The organism is Phycicoccus duodecadis (genome assembly GCF_002846495.1).
Lineage (GTDB): Bacteria > Actinomycetota > Actinomycetes > Actinomycetales > Dermatophilaceae > Phycicoccus > Phycicoccus duodecadis.
Map to the genome: position 1 here is coordinate 3,258,623 of NZ_PJNE01000001.1, position 16,900 is coordinate 3,275,522.

General features: G+C 74.6%; 16 protein-coding genes. 9 read left to right on the forward strand and 7 right to left on the reverse strand.

What is annotated here, in order from left to right:
* Positions 1–42: 42 nt before the first annotated feature.
* Entirely contained in the window at positions 43–642 is a 600-nt protein-coding gene (locus tag ATL31_RS17010) for a DUF4870 domain-containing protein (RefSeq protein WP_245862527.1), read from the reverse strand.
* A gap of 110 nt (positions 643–752) precedes the next feature.
* Complete coding sequence (locus ATL31_RS15100; RefSeq protein ID WP_101396698.1) at positions 753–1,628, reverse strand: DUF3097 family protein; 876 nt, start codon at positions 1,626–1,628, stop codon at positions 753–755.
* A 186-nt stretch (positions 1,629–1,814) separates the two neighbouring features.
* Here ATL31_RS15100 and hrcA point away from each other — a divergent pair, with 186 nt between their 5' ends.
* Genes hrcA through ATL31_RS15115 form a run of 3 tightly spaced genes read left to right on the forward strand, consistent with a single transcriptional unit; the run spans position 1,815 to position 4,780 of the window.
* On the forward strand, positions 1,815–2,846 hold the full coding sequence (gene hrcA, locus ATL31_RS15105; RefSeq protein ID WP_101396699.1) for a heat-inducible transcriptional repressor HrcA: 1,032 nt from the start codon (positions 1,815–1,817) through the stop codon (positions 2,844–2,846).
* A gap of 53 nt (positions 2,847–2,899) precedes the next feature.
* Positions 2,900–4,027, forward strand: a complete 1,128-nt coding sequence (gene dnaJ / locus ATL31_RS15110; RefSeq protein ID WP_101396700.1) for a molecular chaperone DnaJ — start codon at positions 2,900–2,902, stop codon at positions 4,025–4,027.
* A gap of 9 nt (positions 4,028–4,036) precedes the next feature.
* On the forward strand, positions 4,037–4,780 hold the full coding sequence (locus tag ATL31_RS15115) for a 16S rRNA (uracil(1498)-N(3))-methyltransferase (RefSeq protein WP_101396701.1): 744 nt from the start codon (positions 4,037–4,039) through the stop codon (positions 4,778–4,780).
* Between the two features lie 21 nt (positions 4,781–4,801).
* Here the strand turns inward: ATL31_RS15115 and ATL31_RS15120 are convergent, their stop codons facing one another.
* Both ATL31_RS15120 and ATL31_RS15125 read right to left on the reverse strand, forming a co-directional pair.
* Positions 4,802–5,857, reverse strand: coding sequence for a Gmad2 immunoglobulin-like domain-containing protein (locus ATL31_RS15120; protein ID WP_101396702.1), 1,056 nt, complete (start codon positions 5,855–5,857; stop codon positions 4,802–4,804).
* Positions 5,857–6,366 carry an RNA polymerase sigma factor gene (locus tag ATL31_RS15125; protein ID WP_245862530.1) on the reverse strand — a complete coding sequence of 170 codons (510 nt, stop codon included), beginning with the start codon at positions 6,364–6,366 and terminating at the stop codon, positions 5,857–5,859. The genes ATL31_RS15120 and ATL31_RS15125 overlap by 1 nt, the downstream gene beginning before the upstream one ends.
* Positions 6,367–6,456: 90 nt before the next feature.
* Between ATL31_RS15125 and ATL31_RS15130 the strand changes: the two genes are divergently transcribed.
* From ATL31_RS15130 to era, 5 genes are read left to right on the forward strand one after another with little or no spacing between them, the layout of a single operon-like run.
* Positions 6,457–6,807: a histidine triad nucleotide-binding protein gene (locus tag ATL31_RS15130; protein WP_101396704.1), complete on the forward strand. Its 351-nt coding sequence runs from the start codon at positions 6,457–6,459 to the stop codon at positions 6,805–6,807.
* 55 nt (positions 6,808–6,862) lie between these two features.
* Positions 6,863–7,972 carry a PhoH family protein gene (locus tag ATL31_RS15135; RefSeq protein ID WP_101396705.1) on the forward strand — a complete coding sequence of 370 codons (1,110 nt, stop codon included), beginning with the start codon at positions 6,863–6,865 and terminating at the stop codon, positions 7,970–7,972.
* Positions 7,969–8,436 (forward strand): rRNA maturation RNase YbeY, encoded by a 468-nt coding sequence (gene ybeY, locus ATL31_RS15140; RefSeq protein WP_101396707.1) that lies wholly within the window; start codon positions 7,969–7,971, stop codon positions 8,434–8,436. Before ATL31_RS15135 ends, ybeY begins: the two co-directional genes overlap by 4 nt.
* A 10-nt stretch (positions 8,437–8,446) precedes the next feature.
* The gene (locus ATL31_RS15145; protein ID WP_101396709.1) at positions 8,447–9,739 is read left to right on the forward strand and encodes a hemolysin family protein; all 1,293 of its coding nucleotides are present in this window, start codon (positions 8,447–8,449) and stop codon (positions 9,737–9,739) included.
* Positions 9,736–10,689 carry a GTPase Era gene (gene era, locus ATL31_RS15150; RefSeq protein WP_101396711.1) on the forward strand — a complete coding sequence of 318 codons (954 nt, stop codon included), beginning with the start codon at positions 9,736–9,738 and terminating at the stop codon, positions 10,687–10,689. Before ATL31_RS15145 ends, era begins: the two co-directional genes overlap by 4 nt.
* Before the next feature lie 11 nt (positions 10,690–10,700).
* Here the strand turns inward: era and ATL31_RS15155 are convergent, their stop codons facing one another.
* Together ATL31_RS15155 and ATL31_RS15160 are read right to left on the reverse strand one after the other, a co-directional pair.
* The gene (locus ATL31_RS15155) at positions 10,701–11,399 is read right to left on the reverse strand and encodes a helix-turn-helix transcriptional regulator (RefSeq protein WP_101396713.1); all 699 of its coding nucleotides are present in this window, start codon (positions 11,397–11,399) and stop codon (positions 10,701–10,703) included.
* On the reverse strand, positions 11,396–12,055 hold the full coding sequence (locus ATL31_RS15160; RefSeq protein WP_143598407.1) for a response regulator transcription factor: 660 nt from the start codon (positions 12,053–12,055) through the stop codon (positions 11,396–11,398). Before ATL31_RS15160 ends, ATL31_RS15155 begins: the two co-directional genes overlap by 4 nt.
* Positions 12,056–12,383: 328 nt before the next feature.
* On the opposite strand from ATL31_RS15160, the gene ATL31_RS15165 reads away from it, so the two are divergent.
* Positions 12,384–13,418 carry an aspartate-semialdehyde dehydrogenase gene (locus tag ATL31_RS15165; protein ID WP_101396717.1) on the forward strand — a complete coding sequence of 345 codons (1,035 nt, stop codon included), beginning with the start codon at positions 12,384–12,386 and terminating at the stop codon, positions 13,416–13,418.
* Between the two features lie 34 nt (positions 13,419–13,452).
* Here the strand turns inward: ATL31_RS15165 and ATL31_RS15170 are convergent, their stop codons facing one another.
* Positions 13,453–16,785, reverse strand: coding sequence for an ATP-binding protein (locus ATL31_RS15170; protein WP_101396719.1), 3,333 nt, complete (start codon positions 16,783–16,785; stop codon positions 13,453–13,455).
* Between the last annotated feature and the right edge of the window lie 115 nt (positions 16,786–16,900).

The window sequence follows — 16,900 nt, forward strand, 5'->3', positions numbered from 1 at the left end:
GGTCGGCAGCCGGCGCACGGGGCGGTGCGGAGAAGCGCTCGGTCAGCGCACGAACGTCGGGACCAGCGGCGGGTTCCACCACTCGCCGTTGTTCGCCTTGACCGCACCGAGCACGTGCAGGATGAGCGCGCCGACGAAGACCACGATCAGGATCGGGATGCCGATGAGGGCGCCGATGATCGTGATCGTGAGGATCCAGCCGATGACCGAGCCGATGAAGGCCGCGATCTGCACGTTGAGCGAGTTCGCCGCGTGGGCCCGCACGAAGGGGCCGCGGTCCTTGTACATCACGTAGATGACGAGGCTGCCGACGAACCCGAGGAAACCGGCCGAGGCGACCATCGCGACGGCGCCGATGACGTGGCTGAGCATCCCCCAGGTCTTCTCCTCCTGCGGGGAGAGCGGGGCGGCCGCGGGCGGGCCGTAGGCCGGCGGCGTGGCCGGCGGCGGGGGCGGGAGCTGGCCGCTCGGGTACGGCGGCGGGGGAGGGGTGGCGTCGGTGGGCGCCGCGAAGGGCGGCGGCGGGGGTGTGTCCGTGGTCTTGCCGAGCTCCACCCGGTCGGATACGGGCGGGGGCGGCGGGGTCACGACCTCGGTGGGCTCGCCCTGGGGGCGGTCGTCGTGCGGCGTGGTGTCGCTCATGTGTTCCTCCTGGAAGGGGTCTGGACCCATCACACACCCGACGCGCACCGTCCGGTGGCGGTTCCGGGGGCGCGTCGGGGTCGGGCTCGGGGTCGGGTCAGGGCCGACCCCTACTCAGGGGCGGTCACGAAGTCGATGAGCTCCTCGACCCGACCCAGCAGCTCGGGCTCGAGGTCGGCGTAGGAGTCGACCGAGGCCAGGATGCGCTGCCACGCCCTCGCGACGTCGGCCTGGGTGCGGTGCGGCCAGCCCAGGTGGGCGCAGATCCCGTGCTTCCACGAGGTGCCGCGCGGGATGACCGGCCAGGCGTCCATCCCGAGCCGCTGCGGCTTCACCGACTGCCACACGTCGACGTAGGGATGCCCGACGACCAGGACGTGGTCGGCGTACGGCCGTACCCGGCGGGCCTCGTCGACGACCCGCGACTCCTTGGTGCCCGGTACGAGGTGGTCGACGAGCACGCCCATCCGGCGGCCGGGCTCCGGCGCGACCTCGCGGATGACGGCGGCCAGGTCGTCGACGCCGTCGAGCATCTCGACCACCACCCCCTCGACCCGCAGGTCGTCGCCCCAGACCTTCTCGACCAGCTCGGCGTCGTGCCTGCCCTCGACGTACAGGCGCGACCCACGAGCCACCCGGGCCCGGGCCCCGGCGACGGCCACGGAGCCGCTGGCGGTGCGGGCCGACGCGGCCCGGGCGATGGCCAGCCGCGCCTCGGCGGCGACCCGCGGTGGCACCAGCCTGACGGGCGCGCCGTCGACCAGGAAGCCCGGCCCGAGGGGGAAGCCCTTGAGCCGGCCGCGCCGGTCCTCGAGGTGCACCACGTGCACCCCGCCGGCCTTCTCGACGCGCACCACGGCCCCGACCCAGCCCGTCTCGACGTCCTCGACGACCGTGCCGGGCTCGGCCGCGAGCTCGACCGAGCGCCCGCGCGGGGGCCGCTTCCAGTCGCCCGAGAGCACGTCGGAGCCGTACCTGTCCACCACGGCGGCGACGCTAGTGCGTGACGGGGTCGGCGCCGGGGAGCGGCACGCGCTCCTCGACGGCTTTCGCGTTGTCGGGGGTGGAGTCGTAGGATTGGCACTCGGGCCACGAGAGTGCCAACGCGAGTGCCGCCGCGCACCCGAGGCCCCGCCAGCCCCGACGGACCCGACCGGGAGGAGTACCCACCGATGACCGAGGACCGCCGGCTCCGGGTGCTCCGGGCCATCGTGCAGGACTACGTCGAGACCTCCGAGCCCGTGGGCTCCAAGTCGCTCCTCGAGCGCCACCACCTCGGCGTCTCGGCCGCCACCGTGCGCAACGACATGGCCGCCCTGGAGGAGGAGGGGCTCATCGCCGCACCGCACACCAGCGCCGGCCGCATCCCCACCGACGCCGGCTACCGCGTCTTCGTCGACCGGCTCAGCCAGATCAAGCCGATGACCCCCGCCGAGCAGCGCGCCATCGGCCACTTCCTCGAGGGCGCGGTCGACCTCGACGACGTCGTCGACCGCACGGTGCGGCTGCTGGCCTCGCTGACCCGGCAGGTCGCGGTCGTGCAGTACCCGTCGCTGTCGCGCTCGTCGGTGCGCCACGTCGAGCTCGTCCCGATCGGGGGGCCGCGCCTGCTGGTCGTGCTCATCACCACCACCGGGCGGGTCGAGCAGCGCGTGGTCGACGCCGGCTGCGACCTCCTCGACGAGGCCGGCGAGGCCACCCTGGCCGCGCTGCGCACCGAGCTCAACGCCGCCACCGCCGGCCGCACCCTGGCCGACGCGTCCACCGAGCTGGCCGCCGTGCCCGACCGGGTCGACCCCAGCCGCCGCGAGATCGTCCGGGCCGTGGCCGCCGCGCTCGAGGAGTCGCTCGACGAGGAGCGCGAGGAGCGCGTGGTGCTGGCCGGCACCGCCAACCTCGTGAAGTCCGGCGGCGACTTCACCGCCAGCATCGCGCCGGTCCTCGAGGCCCTCGAGGAGCACGTGGTCCTGCTGAAGCTGCTCGGCACGGTCGCCGAGCAGGGCGGCACCCTGGCCGTGCGCATCGGCGCCGAGAACCCCTACGCCGGGCTGCGCTCGACCTCGATGGTCACCACCGGCTACGGCGCCGGCAGCGACCTCGTCGCCGGCCTGGGCGTCGTCGGCCCCACCCGGATGGACTACGCGGGGGCCATGGCCTCCGTGCGGGCCGTCGCCACCTACGTCTCCCGGATCCTCGCGGACTGACCGCGAGCGACCCCCCGCCCACCGACCCACCCCTGCCGGAGGACCCACCACCCGTGAACGACTACTACGCCGACCTCGGGGTCGCCCGTGACGCGAGCCCCGAGGACATCAAGCGCGCCTACCGCAAGGCCGCCCGGCGCCTGCACCCCGACGTCAACCCGGGCGCCGAGGCCGAGGAGCAGTTCAAGAAGGTCTCCCAGGCCTACGACGTCCTCTCGGACGCCGAGAAGCGCCGCGCCTACGACCTGGGCGCCGACCCCTACGCCGGGGCGGCTGCGGGCTTCGGCCAGGGCTTCTCGTTCAGCGACATCATGGACGCCTTCTTCGGCGGCCAGGGCGGCCCCGGGGGGCCCGGCCCGCGGTCGCGCCAGACCCGCGGCCAGGACGCCCTGGTGCGCCTCGACATCGACCTCGCCGACGCCGCCTTCGGGGCCGAGAAGCAGCTCACCATCGACACCGCGGTGGCCTGCGGCACCTGCCACGGCGAGGGGATGCAGCCCGGCACCTCGACCCGCACCTGCGACGTGTGCGAGGGCCGCGGTGAGATCCGCCAGGTGCAGCGCAGCTTCCTCGGCAACGTCATGACCAGCCGGCCCTGCATGACCTGCCAGGGCTTCGGCCAGGTCATCACCGACCCCTGCTACGAGTGCTCGGGCGACGGCCGGGTCCGCACCCGCCGCACCCTGACCCTCAAGGTCCCGGCGGGCGTCGACACCGGCACCCGCATCCAGCTGGCCGGTGAGGGCGAGGTCGGCCAGGGCGCCGGCCCGGCGGGGGACCTCTACGTCGAGGTGTCGGTCCGCAAGCACCCCACCTTCCAGCGCCGCGGCGACGACCTGCACGCGACCATCGAGGTGCCGATGACCGCGGCCGCGCTGGGCGCGAACCTCGCCATGGAGACCCTCGACGGCAGCCGGGACCTCGACATCGCGCGCGGCACCCAGTCGGGCGACACCATCACCCTGCGCGGCCTGGGCGTCACCCACCTGCGCGGCGGCGGGCGCGGCGACGTCATCGTGCACACCATGGTGCAGACGCCCACCAGGGTCGACGCCGAGCAGGAGGAGCTGCTGCGGCGGCTCGCGGCCCTGCGCGGCGAGGAGCGCCCGGAGGGCCGGCTCGCCAACCCCGGCGACGGCTCGCTGTTCGGCAAGCTGCGCGACGCCTTCAAGGCCCGCTGAGGCCCGGCCGTGACGCTGCCCGTCCACCTCGTGCCCGCGGCCGTGCTCGCCGGGCGGCACGCCGGTGACACGGTGCGCCTCGACGGCCCCGAGGGCCGGCACGCCGTCGCGGTGCGGCGCACCCGGGTGGGGGAGCGGCTGGTCCTCGCCGACGGCGCCGGCCGGGCGGTCGAGGGCGAGGTGGTGGCCGTCGGCCGTGACGAGCTCGACCTGCGGGTGGATGCCGTGCGCGACGAGCCCGAGCCCAGCCCGCGGTTCGTGCTGGTGCAGGCCCTCGCGAAGGGTGGGCGCGACGACCAGGCGGTCGAGGCGGCCACCGAGTGCGGGGTCGACGAGGTCGTGCCCTGGCAGGCCTCGCGCAGCATCGTCCAGTGGCGCGGCGAGCGGGGCGAGAAGGCCCGGCGCGGGTGGGACGCCGTGCTGGTCGCCGCCACCAAGCAGTCGCGCCGCGCCCGGCGGCCGGTGCTGGCCGCCACCGCGTCGACCGCCGACCTGGTCGAGCGGGTGCGGGATGCCGCCGCGGCGTACGTGCTGCACGAGGACGCCAGCGAGCCGTTGGCCGGCGTCGCGCTGCCCGCCACGGGCGACGTGGTCCTCGTGGTCGGGCCCGAGGGCGGCATCGCGCCCGAGGAGGTGGCCGCGCTCGAGGCGGCCGGGGCACGCGCCGTGCGGCTGGGGGCTACCGTGCTGCGGGCGTCGAGCGCGGGGCCGGCCGCGCTGGCGGTCCTCAGCGGGATGGGCCGCTGGCGCTGAGTCGGCGCGCCGGGGGCGCGGTCAGCGCACGGTGAAGGACACGACGTCGGAGGCCGAGGCGGAGCCGTCCTTCGGGCTGAGGGCGACCACCCGGACGGAGTACGACCCGGCCGCGAGCCGCCCGAGGTCCACCGAGTAGGTGCCGCGGGCGGGGGCCCCCGCCGACGCCGTGACCGGGATGGGTCGCGGCAGCGGGAAGGCCTGCGAGTGGTTCGGCACCACCGTCACCGACAGGGACGCCTCGAAGACCGAGGCCTCACCACGGACGACGACCGGGCGGCCCGCCGGTACGACGGCCCCGGCGGTCGGGCTGGTGATCCACACGTCGGCGAGGACCGTCCACCACTGGTCGGCCGGGGGACGGGTGACCACCCGCAGCACCTGCCCGCCTGCACGTACCGTGACCGGGAGGTTGCCGCGGCCGAGCACCGCCTGGGCGGTCCACCCCACCTGGTCGAGGGCGAGGGAGTCGACGGCGCTCGAGACGGGTTGCGCGGGGCCGCTCAGGTCGACGGTGACGCCGCTCGCGGTCACCCGCACCCGCGAGACGTCGACGCCCTCCCACGGCGGGGTGTCGACGAGCGGGACCGGGGCGTCGAGCGCGGCGTCGACGGCGACGCGGACGCGCTGGTCCGCTGCCGTGGCGGCGGTCGCGACCCAGGCGCGGCGCAGGCCGAAGCGCCCGTCGGGGACGTCGACGACCTCGGAGCCGACCACGTAGACGGGAACGGGGCCGCCCGCAGCGACGACGGACGGGGCCGGGGAGGTGCTCGGCGTGGCGGTCGGGATCGACGTGGTGCTGGCCGACGGTGCGGGCGACGACAGGGGCGATGCCGACGGCAGCGGCATCGCGGGGGTGGCCGCCCGCTCGGTGCCGAACGGGTGCACGACCCACACCCCGCCGACCACCGCGGCCACGGCGGCGGCGGCCACGAGCGGGGCCCACCGCCGAGCCCGCCGGGAGCGTGCGACCTCGAGCACGTCGTCGAGGCGGTCGGGCGGGTCGACCAGGTGGGCCCGCCCGCGCAGCGCGGCGCGCAGCCGCTCCTCGTCGCGTGAGGTGGTCATCGGGTCCATCACCGCTCCTGTCCGGCCCGCAGCGCGGCGAGGCCGCGGTGGGCGTGGGTCTTGACCGAGCCCGGCGAGATGCCCAGGGCGTCGGCGATCTCGGCCTCGGAGAGGTCGAGGTAGTAGCGCAGGACGAGCACCTCGCGCTGGCGCTGCGGCAGGCGGGTCAGCGCGCCCACGAGCTCGTCGCGCTGCTCGGCGGCCACCACGGTGTCGGACGGGGAGAGCGCCAGCACGACGCGCTCCGCCGCCAGGGCCGCGGCGTAGCGCTGGCGGACCCCGCGCCGGCGCAGGGCCGACCGGGCACCGTTGACCACCGAGCGCCGCAGGTAGGCCGCCGCCGCGGCCGGGTCGTCGAGGCGCCCCCAGCGCCGGTGCAGCGAGACGTAGGCGTCCTGCACCACCTCCTCGGCGTCCTGCTCGTCGTGCAGCAGCAACCAGGCGAGGCGGACCAGGCCGCGCGCGTGCGCGGCGTACAGGTCGCCGATCGCGAGGTCGAGCCCGCGGCGCTGGTCCACGGCTGCCATTGTCATACCCCACAGACGCGTGGCGCGGACATCCGGTTGACACGGGGTGGCGCGGCACCTCCTGGGCCCTAGGGTCGGGGGATGACCGAGACCGTCGCCGACTGCCTGTTCTGCCGGATCGTCGCGGGCCAGATCCCCGCCACCGTCGTCGCCGAGACTGAGCACTCGCTCGCCTTCCGCGACATCGACGGCCAGGCCCCCACGCACGTGCTGGTCGTCCCGCGCCGGCACGTGCCCGACGCCGTCTCGCTGGCCACCGCGTCGGCGCGCGAGCTCGCCGACGTCGTCACGCTCGCGGCGCGGGTGGCCGCGGAGGAGGGGCTCGAGGGCTACCGGCTCGTCGCCAACACCGGAGCCGCGGCCCAGCAGTCGGTCTTCCACGCCCACCTGCACGTCCTGGGCGGTCGGGAGCTCACCTGGCCCCCCGGCTGACCGTGCCGTTTCCCGGATGTCCGGCGTCGGTGCCGCCCCGTAGACTGGGCGCACGATGACAGACGCCTCCTCCCACGAGCCCGTGTCCCCCGCGGCGGCCGGCTCCACCCAGCCCCACGTGCCCCAGCACACCGTCACGATCCCGGCCGACGTCTCGATGGTGTCCCTCCTCGGCCCGCGCGACGAGCTGCTGCGCACCATGGAGCGGATGTTCCCGTTGGTGCAGCTGCACGTGCGCGGCAACGAGTTCCACATCGGGGGCCCGAGCGCCGAGGTCGCCCTCGTCGAGCGCCTGCTCGACGAGCTGCTGCTCGTCCTCGACGGCGGCCAGCCGCTCAACCGCGACGCCGTCGAGCGCTCGATCATGATGCTGCGCACCCAGACCGTCGAGCGGCCCGCCGACGTGCTGACGATGAACATCGTCAGCAACCGTGGGCGCACCATTCGTCCCAAGACGCTCGGGCAGAAGCAGTACGTCGACGCCATCGACGCCAACACCGTCGTCTTCGGCATCGGCCCCGCGGGCACCGGCAAGACCTACCTGGCGATGGCCAAGGCCGTGGCGGCCCTGCAGGCCAAGCAGGTCAACCGGATCATCCTCACCCGCCCCGCGGTCGAGGCCGGCGAGCGGCTGGGCTTCCTGCCCGGCACCCTCAACGACAAGATCGACCCCTACCTGCGCCCGCTGTACGACGCGCTGCACGACATGGTCGACCCCGAGTCGATCCCGCGCCTGCTGGCGGCCGGCACCATCGAGGTCGCCCCGCTGGCCTACATGCGCGGGCGCACGCTCAACGGCGCGTTCATCATCCTCGACGAGGCCCAGAACACCTCGCCCGAGCAGATGAAGATGTTCCTCACCCGCCTCGGCTTCGGTTCCAAGATGGTCGTCACCGGCGACGTCACCCAGGTCGACCTGCCCGGCGGCACGCAGAGCGGGCTGCGGGTCGTGCGCGACATCCTGGTCGACATCGACGACGTGCACTTCTGCGAGCTCACCGCCGTCGACGTCGTGCGCCACCGCCTGGTCGGTGACATCGTCGACGCCTACGGCCGGTGGGACGCCGTGCAGCAGCGGCACAGCGGGCGCGGTGCGCGCGAGGGCCAGCCCCGCCGGCTGCCGGCGCGCGCCCGGTCCACCGAGCAGGACCGGCCCGACGCGTGAGCATCGACGTCCTCAACGAGACCGAGTTCGTCCTCGACGAGCTCGAGCTCGTGGCGTGTGCCCGGTACGTGCTCGAGTCGATGAAGGTCCACCCCCAGGCCGAGCTGTGCCTGCGGCTGGTCGACGAGCCGGCCATGGAGACCCTGCACGTGCAGTGGATGGACCTGCCCGGCCCCACCGACGTCATGAGCTTCCCAATGGACGAGCTGCGCCCGGGGCGCGACGGCGTCCCCCCGCAGGAGGGCGTCCTCGGCGACATCGTGCTGTGCCCCAGCGTCGCGGCCGCACAGGCCCGCGAGGCCGGCCACGCCACCGAAGAGGAGCTGCTGCTGCTGACGACGCACGGCATCCTGCACCTCCTGGGCTTCGACCACGCCGAGCCCGACGACGAGAAGGAGATGTTCGAGCTGCAGCGCCAGCTCCTGCTCACCTTCCTCGCCACCCGCGGCCGCCCGGGCGCCTGAGCGCGTCGTGATGGTCCGCTTCGTCCTGGCGGCGCTGCTCGCCACCGTGCTGGCCTTCCTCATCTCGATGGCCGAGTCGGCCTTCCAGCGGATGTCGCGGGTGCGCGCCGAGGAGCTCGAAGACGAAGGACGCCCCGGTGCCACCGCCCTGGTGCGCGTCGTCGGCGACACCGCGGCCTACCTCTCGGTGCTCTCGTTCCTGCGCGTCATCGCCGAGTCCACGGTGGCCGTCATGGTCACGCTGGCGGCGGTCGACGCCGTCGAGGGCACGACCCTGCCGTTCCTGGTAGCCATCGGCGTCATGGCGCTGATCTCGTTCGCGATCGTCGGGGTCTCGCCGGGCACCCTGGGGCGCCAGCACAGCACGCGGGTCGCGCTGCTGGCCGCGCCGGTCGCCATCTGGCTGCGCCGCGTGCTGGGGCCGTTCTCGCGCCTCCTCATCGCCCTCACCAACGCCGTCACCCCCGGAACGGGCTTCCGTGACGGGCCGTTCGAGAGCGAGTCCGAGCTGCGCGACCTGGTCGACGTCGCCCGCGACAACCGGCTCATCGAGGCCGACGAGCGCGCCATGATCCACAGCGTCTTCGAGCTCGGCGACACCTACACCCGCGAGGTCATGGTGCCGCGCACCGACATGGTCGCCATCGAGGACGACCGGCTGCTGCGCCAGGCGATGAGGCTATTCCTGCGTTCGGGGTTCTCGCGCATCCCCGTGGTCGGCGAGAGCGTCGACGACGTGGTCGGCATCCTGTACCTCAAGGACGTCATCGAGCGCACCAACGCCGACCCCGAGGCCGAGACGCTGCCGGTCACCGAGCTGATGCGGCCGGCGCGCTTCGTGCCGGACAGCAAGCCCGTCGACGCACTGCTGCGCGAGATGCAGCTCGAGCAGACCCACCTCGGCGTCGTCGTCGACGAGTACGGAGGCACCGCCGGCATCGTGACGATCGAGGACATCATCGAGGAGATCGTCGGCGAGATCACCGACGAGTACGACCGCGAGGCGCCCGAGGTCGAGGTGCTGCCCGACGGCCGCACCCGGGTCGCGGCCACGATGCACGTCGACGACCTCGTCGAGCTGTTCGGGGTCGACCTCGACGAGGACGAGGTCGACACCGTCGGCGGCCTCATCGGCAAGACCACCGGCCTAGTGCCGATCCTGGGCTCCACCTGCGAGGTGGCGGGGCTGCGGCTCACCGCCGAGCGGATGTCCGGGCGGCGCCACCGGGTGGCGACCGTGCTCGTCGAGCGCGTCGTGGCCGAGCCGGCCGAGAACCACGAGCTCGAGGAGCGGGTCGGATGAGCAGCCACGACACATCGGTCGGCGACGGCCCCGGAGGCAGCGGCTACCTGGCGGGGTTCGCCTGCCTGGTGGGGCGCCCCAACGCGGGCAAGTCGACCCTCACCAACGCCCTGGTGGGGCACAAGGTCGCGATCACCTCGAGCAAGCCCCAGACGACCCGGCACACCATCCGCGGCATCGTCAGCACCGCGGGCAGCCAGCTGATCCTGGTCGACACCCCCGGGCTGCACCGCCCGCGGACCCTGCTGGGCGAGCGGCTCAACGACCTGGTGCGCGCGACGCTGCTCGAGGTCGACGTCATCGGTTTCTGCCTCCCGGCCGACCAGCGGGTGGGGCCGGGCGACCAGTACATCGCGGCCGAGCTGGCCGAGCTGCAGCGGGCGAAGCGCACCCCGGTCGTCGCGCTCGCCACCAAGTCCGACACCGTGTCGAAGCAGCGCCTGGCCGAGCACCTCATCGCCCTCGACCGGCTGGGTACCTGGGACGCGATCGTCCCGTGCTCCGCGACCCAGGACGACCAGGTCGACGTCGTCGCCCGGGTGCTGTCGGGCTACCTGCCGCCCTCGCCCGGCCCGCTCTACCCCGACGGCGTGCTCACCGACGAGCCCGAGGCCGTCATGGTCGCCGAGCTGGTGCGCGAGGCCGCCCTCGAGGGCGTGCGCGACGAGCTGCCGCACAGCCTGGCCGTCGTCGTCGACGAGATGGTGCCGCGTGAGGGGCGCCCGGCCGACGACCCCCTGCTCGACGTGCGGGTGCACGTCTTCGTCGAGCGCGACAGCCAGAAGGCCATCGTCATCGGCCGGGGCGGGTCGCGGCTGCGCGAGGTCGGCACCAACGCCCGGCACGGCATCGAGGCGCTGCTGGGGCAGCGGGTCCACCTCGACCTGCACGTCAAGGTCGCCAAGGACTGGCAGCGCGACCCCAAGCAGCTGCAGCGCCTCGGGTTCTGAGGCCCGCAGGGTCAGTGCGTGCCGCCGCCGATGAGGGCGATGGCGTGCGACCGGTTGCGGGCCCCGAGCCGTCGGACGATCTCGGCGACCTCGGCCGAGACGGTGCGGGCCGAGACGGCGAGCTCGCGGGCGATCTCGGCGTCGGTGGCACCGTCGGTGAGCAGGAAGCCGATGTCGACCATGCGGGGAGTGAACGTGGGCTCCTCGCCCGGCTCGTGCACCGCCGCGGACTCGGCCCACATGGCTTCGAAGCAGGTGGCCGCAGCACCGACCACCGCCGGGGAGGTGCTGCGCCATACCTGGCCGGCCTGCTGGTCGCCGTGCGGGGCGCCAACGAACACCAGCCGGGTGTCGACCAGGAGCAGGGGGCCGACCACGTGGGCCACCCGTCCCTGCGGATGCAGGCCCGCCAGCATCGGCAGCCGGGTCAGGCTGCGCGGGTCGGTGACGTAGCGGGTGTCGAGGTCACGACGGCGCTCGAGAGCGGCCAGGCTGCGGGCTGCGCGCGCCTCCTGCCAGTGCGGAACCCGGGTCACGTGCCACAGGCTGCGACGGACGGACGCGGCCAGGGCCTCGGCCCCCTCGGTGAGGGACTCCTGGACCGAGCCGAGGCGGACGAATCGCTCGTCGCCGGCGAGCAGCCGGGCGTGGACCCAACGGAAGAAGTCGCGCTGGCTGCCGGGGGTCGCCGCAGTGCTGCCGGGGCTCATCCGCTGCCGCCGACGAGCACCGCGATGGCGTGGCCCCGGCTGCGGGCCCCGCACCACTGGATGATCCGGCGGACCTCGGCCGACGTGGTGCGAGCCCCGATGCCGAGCTCCTCGGCGATCTCACGGTCGCTGCTGCCGTCGGCCAGCGCCAGGGCGACGTCGAGCAGGCGGGCGGTGAGCAGCGGGCGGGTCGTGACGTCGGTGACGGGGCGGGCGGCGTGCCAGGACAGGAGGAACACCTCCCGCGCGCACGCGACGAGCGTGGGGTCGGTGGTCTCCCAGAGGGTGGGGGCGAGCCAGGAGCCGGGGGGGCCGGTGAGGAAGGCGTGCTGGTCGTCGGTGATCACCATGGGTCCGGGCGCGGGGCCCACCCGGGCGCCGGGGACGAGGCTGGCGAGCAGCGGGCACAGCCGCTCGGCGCGGGGCGAGAAGACGTGGCGGTGCTCGGGGACGGGGTGGAGCCGGGCCGCCTCGCGCCCGGACCGCAGGCCGTTCAGCGTCGTCTCGGTGTGGAGGCTCCACACCCGCGTGGTCACCTGGCTCGCCCTCCGCAGGATGAGCTCGTTCGCGTCGACGGACGACCCGAGCAGCCGGAAGCGGTCGTCGCCGGCGAGCATGAGGTCGGCCACGCGGTGGAGGAACGTCGCGGCGTCCACGCTCCGCGACCCCTGACGCGCCGTCGACACCACTGACCTCCTGGCTGCTCCGCGCCCGGCGCGGTCCGGCCGCCACTGTAACGGGAAGCACCGACGGCCGGGCCTCTTGCGAGTTCTCGCAATGTCGCTGGCGTGGCGCCCGCCCGGGAGTGCACTGTGGTGGCGCGCGGCGGCCAGGTGGCCGTCGGCACGCCGTGGACTCCGGGGCGGAGGGCAGGCGTGGCCGGGCAGGCTGTCCAGGGGTGGGAGCAGCCCGGCCACGCCAGGTCGGGTGCCCGGATCGTGAGCCGCGGTCCCGGCATCCGGGCGGTTCCCTAGACTCGTCCCCATGCGAGTCGGAGTCTTCGGTGCGACCGGTCAGGTCGGCAACGTCATGCGGACCCTCCTGCACGAACGGGGGTTCCCGGTCGAGGAGATGCGCTACTTCGCGTCGGCCCGGTCGGCCGGCACGACCCTGCCCTGGGCCGGGCGCGACGTCACCGTCGAGGACACCGCCACCGCCGACTTCTCGGGGCTCGACGTCGCGCTGTTCTCCAACGGCGGCGCGACGTCCAAGGAGTGGGCGCCGCGGGTGGCGGCCGCCGGTGCGGTCGTCGTCGACAACTCCAGCGCCTGGCGCCGCGACCCCGAGGTCCCGCTGGTGGTCTCGGAGGTCAATGCCGGTGACCTCGACGACCTCCCCAAGGGCATTGTCGCGAACCCCAACTGCACCACGATGGCCGCCATGCCGGTGCTCAAGCCGCTGCACGACCTGGCCGGGCTGGTGCGGCTGCACGTCAGCAGCTACCAGGCGGTGTCCGGCTCGGGCGGGGTGGGCCTGACCGAGCTCGACGGCCAGCTGCGCGGCGGCTACGCGTCCGGCGACCCCAAGGACCTCGCGCTCGACGGCTCGGCCCTGACGCTGCCGGCGCCGCAGGTGTACGCCGTCCCCGTCGGCTTCAACGTCATCCCCCTCGCGGGCTCGATCGTCGACGACGGCAGCGGCGAGACCGACGAGGAGCAGAAGCTGCGCAACGAGTCGCGCAAGATCCTGCACATCCCCGAGCTGCGGGTCTCGGGCACGTGCGTGCGGGTGCCGGTGTTCACCGGGCACAGCCTCGCCATCCACGCCGAGTTCTCCGGTGACCTCTCGCCCGAGGAGGCGCTCGAGATGCTGGGCCGCTCGCCCGGGGTCGTGGTCACCGACGTGCCCAACCCGCTCCAGGCCGCGGGCCGCGACGAGGTCTTCGTCGGGCGGGTGCGCGCCGACCAGGCCGCCCCCGAGGGCAAGGGCCTCGTGCTGTTCGTCGTGGGCGACAACCTGCGCAAGGGGGCCGCGCTGAACGCGGTCCAGATCGCCGAGGAGCTGCTCACCCGCCGCTGACGTCACCCGCCGCTGACGTCACCCGCCGCTGACGTCACCCTCCGCGAGGGAGGTCCTGGGCCAGCCCCGCGAGGCGCTCCTCGGCCCGCCGCAGCCACGGCAGGATGCCGGCGCGTCGGTTCGTCTCGACCGCCAGGCGGTACGCCGCCGCGGCCGCCTCGCGCTCGCCGAGGGCCTCACGGCCACGCCCGACGAAGTAGGCCACCGACCCGGCGCAGTCATTGGACCCGTAGCTGACGATCTCGTCCTGCCAGGGCTCGACGCGCTGCAGGACGGCCCGTGCCCCCTCGGTGTCCCCGACCATGGCCAGGACCTCGAGCTGCAGACACTCCCCGTAGAGGGACGCGTAGTGCCACGCGCCGGCGGGGACCGGGTCGGCGAGCAGCGCCAGCGCCACCGAGAGCTCGCCCCCGGACTCCACGAGCGCGTGGGCGACGACGTTGCGCAGCACGGTGTTGGAGTGCGCCTGGGCGAGCCGGACGATGTCGTCCGGTACGGCTGCGCCGAGGCCGGTGCTGCGCAGGGACGCCAGGGCGAGGAGCTCGTCGAGGCCCACGAGCGAGCTGCGGGCGTGCGCCCTCGCCGCTCGCTCCCCGAGCGCGGCGGCCTCGGGGCCCTCGCGCGAGAGGGCCCGGTAGAACAGGAACCACGCGATGGGGACGTCGACGCCGGTGTGCCGTAGCCGCCGGGCCAGCTCGACCGCACGCGCCATCTGGCGGTCGGCGGTGTCGGCGTCACCGGCCTGCAGGTGCGCCACGGCGGCGCCGAACCGGGCGTGCAGCTCCTGCTCCTGCGTCAGCGGGAGCGCGAGCAGCTCCTCGGCCAAGCCGATCCGCTCCGCGGCCGCCCCGGGCCGACCGAAGATGAGCAGCTCGCGCAGCCCGATCACCGACGAGAGCAGGTCCTGGTCGCCCACCCCGCGGGCCACCTCGACCGCGCGGGCGGAGTAGCCCTCGGCCTCGGCCAGGCGCCACTCGTAGGCCATCTCGAGGCTCAGGCTCGCGAGCACCTTGGCCTGCAGGGGGCCCGGTCCGAGCTGCGTGAGGCACTCGACGAGGGTGGCGATCATGTCGCGGTCGCTGGTCCCGAACTCCCGCCAGTGCCAGACGCCGGCCCCCCGGAAACTCGTCGCGGCGTCGGCCACGAGCTCCACGTCGCCCAACGCCGACCCGAGGGCGACGGCGGCGTCCAGCGCCGTGCGAGCCCCCACGACGTCGCCGGTGCGGTAGCGGGCCATGGCCAGTCCGAGGAGGAGACCGAACCGGCGCCGCTCGTCCTGCTCGGGGCTTCGGTCGTCGGCCGCGAGGGCCTCTTCCCAGTGGGTGCGGGCACGGTCGAAGGCTCCGCGGCCCTCCGCGATGCGCGCCGCCGCCACCGAGTGCCGGATGGCGCCGGCCGCCAGCTCGGGGCGCACCACGCTGCCCAACGAGAGGTGGTGTGCGACATCGGCGACGAGGTCCGGTTCGGCGGCGAGGCGGCCCTCGAGGACCTCGCCCCAGGCGCCGTGCAGGCGCCCGCGGCGGGTCTGGCTGAGCCCGGTGTACAGCGTCTCGCGCACCAGCGCGTGGATGAACCGGTAGCGGCCCGCCCCGTCGTGCTCCTCCACGATCCGTGCCTCCAGGGCGAGGTCGAGGAGCTCGAGCGCGGCGTCGGGCTCCACTCCCGCCACCGTCGAGACCTGGTCGAGCCGGAACTCCCGCCCGCACACCGACGCGTAGGCCAGCAGTGCCCTCAACCCCTCCGGGAACCGTGCGATGCGCAGGCGCAGCACGTCCTCGACCCCGTGGGGGACGGACATCTCGCGTGCCGCCTCGGGGGTCAGGGTCCCCTCGGCGTCCAGGAACCGCACCAACTCGATGACGAAGAACGGGTTGCCGTCGGTGCGGTCCGCGACGACGGCGCCCAGCTCGTCGGTCATCTCCGGGCCGGCCAGCCCGGCGACGAGTGCCTGCACCTGGTGCGGAGCCAGCCCCTCGAGGTGGACGCGACGCGCGGAGCACCGGGCCAGCGCGGCGAGGCAGGCGCGCAGACCGGGCGGTGCCTCCTCGGGGATGCGCACCGAGGCCAGCAGCAGGACGCGAGCGGATCGCAGTGCGTCACCGGCGTAGGCCAGCAGCTGGAGGGACGCGGTGTCCGCCCAGTGCAGGTCCTCGAGGATCACCATCAGCGGTTGTTCGTCGGCGCTGTCGGCCATCAGCCGGCAGACGGCGTCGTAGGTGCGCAGGGCCGCCGACGGGGCGTCCGTCGTGGCCCCGACCGTCGCCGTGCCCAGCAGGGCCGCCACTTCCGGTGACGGATGGGTGCCCGCGAGCGCCCGCACCACGGGGACCCAGGGCCAGTAGGCCGGAGAGACGTCCGCCTCGTGACACCGCCCCCAGAGGACGCGGACGCCGAGCTGCTCGGCCTCCTCCGCCGCGGCGAGCAGGACGCGGGTCTTGCCGATCCCCGCCTCCCCGGTGACCACGGCGACGGAGCCCCGGCGAGCGGCCAGCAGGGCGACCTGGTCCCGGACCAGCGCGAGGACGTCCTGCCTCCCGACCAGACCGCTCGCCTCCGCCGCCACGGCCGGGTCCTGCGCGAGGGGTGCGGCGGGGCCGGCCAGGGTCGGCGCCTGGGCCAGGAGGTCGAGCTCCAGCTGTTGCAGCTCGGGGGAGAGGTCGACACCGAGCTCACCGACCAGGACGTCGCGGGCGCGGCGCACCGCGGCGAGGGCGTCGGCCTGCCGACCGGTGCGGTAGAGGGCGACGGCGAGCAGCTTCCACGCGCCCTCCCGGAACGGGTGCTCGGCCAGCAGGGTCTCGAGCTCACCGGTGACCAGGGGAGCTCGTCCCAGAGCCAGCATCGCCTCGGCCCGTGTCTCCACGAGGGCCCAGCGCAGCTCGCCCAGCCGAGCGGCAGCGGCCTGGACCACGGCGCTCCCGGAGACCTCGGCGTACGGCGTGCCGGCCCACAGGCCGAGCGCCTCGTCGCAGGCTCGCAGAGCGCGCTCGCTCTCGCCTTCGCGCACCAGCTCGAGGGCCTGGGCCACGAGGAGGGCGAACCGGCCGGCGTCGAGCACCTCCGGGCCGACTCGGAGGCAGTAGCCGTTCGCCGAGCTCACCAGGACGGTGGGCGGCGCGCCGGTGGCGCGCCCCGGTTCCAACACCGCGCGCAGCCGCGAGACGGCGACCTGCAGGGAGGCCCGCGCCGACTCGGGCGGCCGCTCCCCCCACACCTCATCGATGAGCCTCTCGGCGGAGACCACCTGGCCTCGCAGCGCGACGAGCACGGCCAGGACGGCGCGTTCCCGGCGTCCGCGCAGATCCTGCTCGACGCCGTCCTGCCGCACCGAGACCCGGCCCAGCACACAGAGGGACAGGCTCGTCACGAGCGCCGAAGATACCGGACGGGCGCCGGGGGGTCACCGGTTGGCGAACGGTAAGCACGGGCCCCGACAGGGACAGAGGTCGATAAGCGGGGGCGGCCAGGGTTCGGGAATCCGA

What these genes read in the sequence shown, in the direction of transcription:
- ATL31_RS17010 (WP_245862527.1), bottom strand. Translation starts at nt 642, where the DNA reads ATGAGCGACACCACGCCGCACGACGACCGCCCCCAGGGCGAGCCCACC.
- hrcA (WP_101396699.1), top strand. Translation starts at nt 1,815, where the DNA reads ATGACCGAGGACCGCCGGCTCCGGGTGCTCCGGGCCATCGTGCAGGAC.
- ATL31_RS15120 (WP_101396702.1), bottom strand. Translation starts at nt 5,857, where the DNA reads ATGGACCCGATGACCACCTCACGCGACGAGGAGCGGCTGCGCGCCGCG.
- ATL31_RS15130 (WP_101396704.1), top strand. Translation starts at nt 6,457, where the DNA reads ATGACCGAGACCGTCGCCGACTGCCTGTTCTGCCGGATCGTCGCGGGC.
- ATL31_RS15135 (WP_101396705.1), top strand. Translation starts at nt 6,863, where the DNA reads ATGACAGACGCCTCCTCCCACGAGCCCGTGTCCCCCGCGGCGGCCGGC.
- ATL31_RS15145 (WP_101396709.1), top strand. Translation starts at nt 8,447, where the DNA reads ATGGTCCGCTTCGTCCTGGCGGCGCTGCTCGCCACCGTGCTGGCCTTC.
- era (WP_101396711.1), top strand. Translation starts at nt 9,736, where the DNA reads ATGAGCAGCCACGACACATCGGTCGGCGACGGCCCCGGAGGCAGCGGC.
- ATL31_RS15155 (WP_101396713.1), bottom strand. Translation starts at nt 11,399, where the DNA reads ATGAGCCCCGGCAGCACTGCGGCGACCCCCGGCAGCCAGCGCGACTTC.
- ATL31_RS15165 (WP_101396717.1), top strand. Translation starts at nt 12,384, where the DNA reads ATGCGAGTCGGAGTCTTCGGTGCGACCGGTCAGGTCGGCAACGTCATG.